Raw genomic sequence first — 5,911 nt, forward strand, 5'->3', positions numbered from 1 at the left:
CCGGCCGCCTACGTGACCCTGGCGGCCTTGCCGCTGACCGGCAACGGCAAGCTCGATCGGCGCGCATTGCCGGCGCCGGACGGCGTGGCGTTCGCGCAGCGCGACTTCGAAGCGCCGCAGGGCGCGATCGAGACCATGCTGGCCGGGATATGGAGCGAACTGCTGGGGCTGGAGCGGGTGGGCCGGCACGACAACTTCTTCGAGCTCGGCGGCCACTCCTTGCTGGCCGTGCGCCTGATGGCCAGCCTGCGTCGCGAAGCGCTGAACATCGACATTCGCGCCCTGTTCTCGCAGCCGACCCTGGCCGGGCTGGCCGAGGCGGTGGCCTCCGCTCGGGGCCAGGGCTCCGGCGATGTCGCCGTTCCCGCCAACGGTATCCCCCCGGGTTGCGAGGCCATCGATCCGCAAATGCTGCCGCTGATCGCGCTGGATACGGCGCAGATCGAACGCATCGTTGCCGCGGTCCCCGGCGGCGCAGCCAATGTGCAGGACATTTACCCCCTGGCGCCGCTGCAGGAGGGCATCCTGTTCCACCACCTGCTGCAGACGCAGGGCGATGCCTATCTGTTGTCGACCACCTTGTCGTTCGACTCTCGCGACAGACTCGACAGGTTCTTGCGGGCATTGCAGCGGGTCATCGATCGGCACGACGTGCTGCGCACGTCGGCGCTGTGGGAGGGCTTGAGCGAGCCGGTGCAGGTGGTGTGGCGCGAGGCCCGCTTCGAAGTGACGACGCCGCAGCTGCCGGAAGGCGACGTCGCGCAACGTCTGGCCGAACTGACCGATCCGCTGCACACCCGCATGAACCTTAACCAGGCGCCGTTGATGCGCGGTTACGCCGCGTTCGACGACGCCGGTCGACGCTGGCTGCTGCAGCTTCTGCACCACCATCTGGTGCTGGATCACACCGCGCTGGACGTGTTGCTGGACGAGATCGGCCTGATCCTGAGCGATCGTGCGAGCGAACTGCCCGAGCCGGTACCGTTCCGCAACTTCGTCGCCCAGGCTCGGTTGGGCGTGAGCGCCCAGGAACACGAAGCGTTCTTCAGCCGGATGCTCGGCGATGTCGACGAGCCGACCGCGCCGTTCGGGCTGCTCAAGGTGCAAGGCGAGGGCGAACACGTGCGCGAAGCGCGGCAGCCGTTGCCGCGCATCCTGTCGCAGCGCTTGCGTCGGCAGGCGCGACGCCTGGGCGTGAGCACGGCGAGCCTGTTCCATTGGGCCTGGGCGCAGGTGCTGGCCAAGACCACCGGCCGCGACGATGTGGTGTTCGGCACGGTGCTGTTCGGCCGCTTGCAGGGCGGCGCCGGCGCAGAGCGCGCGATGGGCCTGTTCATCAATACTCTGCCGATCCGGGTGCGGCTCGGCGAGCTCGGCGTGCAGGACGGTGTGCGCTCGGCCCACGCGGCGCTGACCGACTTGCTGAGCCACGAGCACGCCTCGCTGGCGCTGGCCCAGCGCTGCAGCGCCATGGCCGCCAGCGCGCCGCTGTTCTCGGCGGTGATGAACTATCGCCACAGCGTCGACGACGGCGCCGGCGCGCAGACGCCGGCCTGGGCGCAGGGCGTGGAAGTGCTGTCCGCGGTGGAGCGCACCAACCACGTGCCCTTCATCATGGCGGTGGACGATCTGGGCGAAGACTTCGAGTTGAAAGCCCTGATCGAACGGCCGATCGATCCGCAGCGGATGTGCGCCTACATGCGCAATGCGCTGGAAGCGCTGGCCGAAGCGCTGGAGCAGGCCCCGCAGACGCCGTCGTGGCGACTCGAAGTGCTGGGCGAACGGGAGCGCCAGCAACTGCTGGTGGGGTGGAACGACACCCGTCGGGAATGGCCGCAGCCGGACGGCGCCGTCCACGAACTGTTCGAGCGGCAGGTACGGGTCTCGCCGCAGGCGGTGGCGCTGGAGCAGGGCGGCGAACGGCTGAGCTATCAGGAGCTCAACCAACGGGCCAATCGCATGGCGCGTCACCTGCTGGGGCTCGGCCTCAGGCCGGACGATAAGGTGGCGATCTGCCTGCAGCGCAGCGTCGAAATGGTCGTGGCGATGCTGGCGGTGTTCAAGGCCGGCGGCGCCTACGTGCCGCTGGACCCGGCCTATCCGCAGGCGCGCCTGGACTACATGCTGCGCGACAGCCGCCCGCGCGTGCTGGTGACCACGGCGGCCTTGCAGGACCAATTGCCGGCCAGTCCCATCCTCTGGCGCACGCCGGTGGTGGACATGACCGAGGCCGGGCAATGGGAGCAACTGTCGGCCGACGATCTGGACCCGGCGGCGATGGGCCTGACGCCATCGCATCTGGCCTACGTGATCTACACCTCCGGTTCGACCGGAGTGCCGAAGGGGGTCATGGCCACGCATCGCGGCCTGTGCAACCTGGCCCAGGCGCAGATCGCCGGCTTCGGCGTGGACCGCGACAGCCGGGTGCTGCAGTTCGCCTCCTTCAGCTTCGACGCCTGCATCTCGGAAATCGCGATGGCCTTGCTGTCCGGCGCCAGCCTGCACCTGCCGCCGCCCGGCGTCCTGGCCGGCGCGGAGCTGGTGGACTGGCTCGATGCGCATCGCATCAGCCATGCCACGCTACCGCCGGCGTTGCTGGCGACGCTGCCTGCCGACGCCGCCTTGCCGCACCTGCGCACGCTGATCTTGGCCGGCGAGGCCGCCAGCGCCGCGCAGGTTAAGCGTTGGGCGCCGGGGCGCAGACTGATCAATGCCTACGGCCCGACCGAAGCCACGGTGTGCGCGAGCATGCACGATTGCGACGCCGCGGCGACCGAGGCGCCGCCGATCGGCAAGCCGATCGCCAACGGCCGCCTCTACATCCTCGATGCGCACGGACTGCCGGTGCCGGTCGGCGTCGCCGGCGAGCTGCACATCGCCGGCGTGCAGGTGGCGCGCGGCTATCTCAACAATCCGCAGCTCACCGAGGAGCGCTTCGTCGCCGATCCGTTCGCGGCCGACGCGCAAGAGCGCATGTACCGCACCGGCGACTTGGCGCGCTGGCGCGACGACGGCACCATCGACTTCCTCGGCCGCAACGATCACCAGGTCAAGGTGCGCGGTTTCCGGATCGAACTGGGCGAAATAGAAGCCAAGCTCCTGGCCCAGCCCGACGTGCGCGAAGCGCTGGTGCTGACGCGCGAGGACGCATCGGGCGACAAACAGCTGGTCGCCTATGTGGCCGACGGCGCCGAGGCCGAGCTCGATCCGCAGGCCTTGCGCCATGCGCTCGCGCAGGACTTGCCGGACTACATGGTGCCGACCGCCTGGGTGGTGCTGCACAGCCTGCCGCTGACGCCTAACGGAAAGATCGACCGCAAGGCCTTGCCGCTGCCATTGGGCTCGGTCCAGACGCAGAGCGTCTACGAAGCCCCGGACGGCGAGACCGAAATCGCCTTGGCGCAGATCTGGAGCGAACTGCTCGGCGTCGAAGACGTCGGCCGCCAGGACCACTTCTTCGAACTCGGCGGGCATTCCTTGCTGGCCACCCGCTTGATTTCCAGGGTCCGCAGCGAATGGGACATCGAAATCTCGCTGATGACGGTGTTCTCCAACGCTCGCCTGTACGAGTTCGCCGAGGCCGTCGTCGACTGTCAGCTTTCGCAATTCGATGCCGACGATCTGGAATCGATCGCGGCCGAACAGAGAGGTCTGGTCCAATGAACAACGCGAATGCAAAGAACACGCCGGTGAACACGTCCGCTAACGGCGCGACCGTGAACGGCGCGACCGTGAACGGCATGACCCGCGCCGAGCGCGAGGCCCTGCTGCAGGCGGCCAAAGCCGCCCGCGCCAAGACCAAGCCGACGCCGCAGGCGACCGGCATCGCACCGCGCGACGCCGAGCGTCCGTACTGGCCGCTGTCGTTCGCGCAGCAGCGGTTGTGGTTCATCGCCCAAATGTGGCCCACCGCGCACTCGCTCGGCTTCGGCCTGAGTCTGCGCGGGCCGCTCGACCAAGCCGCGCTGCAGGCTGCGCTGGACCGTATCGTGCAACGCCACGAGGCGTTGCGCACGCGCTTCGACGTGGCCGGCGACCAGCCGGTGCAGCGCATCGGGCCGGCCTCCGGATTCAGCCTGCAGCGCCACGACCTGACCGCCGCGAGCGAGAGCGAAGCGGGCACGGTCGAGTACTGGCGGCGGATCGAAGCGGACACGCCGATCGATCTCGAACACGGGCCGATGATCCGCGGCCGCTTGCTGCGCCTGGCCGAAAACGAACACGTGCTGCTGCTGTCGATGCATCATATCGTCTCCGACGGCTGGTCGATGGGCATCCTGGCCGGCGAGCTCGACGCGCTGTATCGCGCCTATGCGGTGCAGGGCGTGTCGGCCGAGGTCGATCCGCTGCCCGCGCTGCCGATCCAGTACGCCGACTACGCCGTATGGCAGCGCGACTGGCTCACCGACGAGGTGCAGCAACGGCAGGCGGCGTTCTGGCGCGAGCAACTGGCCGGCGCCCCCGCGTTGGTCAGCCTGCCGACCGACCGGCCCCGCCCATCGGTACAGGATTATCGGGGCGCGATCCTGCCGATCGCCTTCGACCGGGAACTGGCCGCGGGGCTCAAGGTGCTGTCGAAGCGCCACGGTACGACCATGTACATGACCTTGCTGGCGGCCTGGGGCGCGCTGGTGGCGCGCCTGGCCGGCCAGGACCAGGTGGTGATCGGCTCGCCCGTGGCCAATCGCACCCGCGCGGAGATGGAGCCGCTGATCGGCTTCTTCGTCAATACCCTGGCGTTGCGCCTGGACCTGAGCGACCGCCCCAGCGTGGCGCAGTTGTTGGCCCAGGTGCGCGAGCGCGTGCTGCAGACCCACAGCCATCAGGAGCTTCCGTTCGAGCAGGTGGTGGAGGCGCTCAAGCCGGAACGCACGTTGGCGCATACGCCGATCTTCCAGCTCACCTTCGCCTGGCAGAACACGCCCGACGAAGGCCTGGCCCTGGACGGACTGAGCGTGCAGGTGCTGCCTGCGAACACCGACGAGCACACCGCCCAGTACGACCTGGAACTGGACTTGCACGAAACGCAGGACGGCATCGCCGGCACCCTGGGCTACGCCACCGCCTTATACGACCGCGCCACGATGCAGCGCTACCGCGACTATCTGGAAGCCCTGCTGCGCGGCATGGTGCGCGACGATTCGCAGGCGATCGACGCCATCGACCTCCTCGGCGCGGCCGAGCGCGAACAGGTGCTGAACCGGTGGAACGCGACCTCGCGCCGCTATCCGCAGGAGCATTGCGCGCATGAACTGTTCGAACGCCGCGCGGCGCTGGCGCCGCAGGCGACGGCGATCGAATTCGAAGGCCAGAGCCTGAGCTACGGCGAACTGAACGAGCGGGCCAATCGCCTGGCGCACCAACTGATCGCGCAGGGCGTGCGCGCCGATGTGCGGGTAGCGGTGGCGATGGCGCGCGGCCCGGACCTGGTCACGGCATGGCTGGCGGTGCTCAAGGCCGGCGGCGCGTATGTGGCGATGGATCCGGCCTATCCGCAGGAGCGGCTGGCCTTCATGCTCGACGACAGCCGGCCGCGCGTGGTCCTGACCCAGGCGGCGCTTCAGGACCAACTGCCGTCGTGCCGGGCATTGGCGACCGCCAGCGTGCTGGCGCTGGACGAGCCGACCTGGCTGCAACGGCCGGCGACGAACCCCGAGCGCGCGGCGACGGGGCTGCAGACCGACCATCTGGCCTACGTGATCTACACCTCCGGTTCGACCGGGCGCCCGAACGGGGTGATGGTCGAGCACCGCCAGTTGCTGAATCTGATCGGCTGGCACAGCGAACGCTTCCCGCTGGCGCCGGGCGAGCGCAGCTCCAGCACCGCCGGCGTCGCCTTCGACGCCTGCACCTGGGAGGTGTGGCCGACGCTGTGCCAGGGCGCGACCCTGGCCCTGCCGCCGGCGGCGAC

General features: G+C 69.2%; 2 protein-coding genes. Both read left to right on the forward strand.

The window, feature by feature from the left end; translation table 11 throughout:
- Positions 1 to 3,663: non-ribosomal peptide synthetase (locus AC3A57_RS22795; RefSeq protein WP_487580992.1), on the forward strand; the 3,663-nt coding region annotated here is incomplete at its 5' end.
- 26 nt (positions 3,664 to 3,689) lie between these two features.
- Positions 3,690 to 5,911 (forward strand): non-ribosomal peptide synthetase (locus AC3A57_RS22800; RefSeq protein WP_487580993.1); only part of this gene is annotated, 2,222 nt, incomplete at its 3' end.

Source organism: Lysobacter sp. Soil_C_15, from assembly GCF_057657315.1.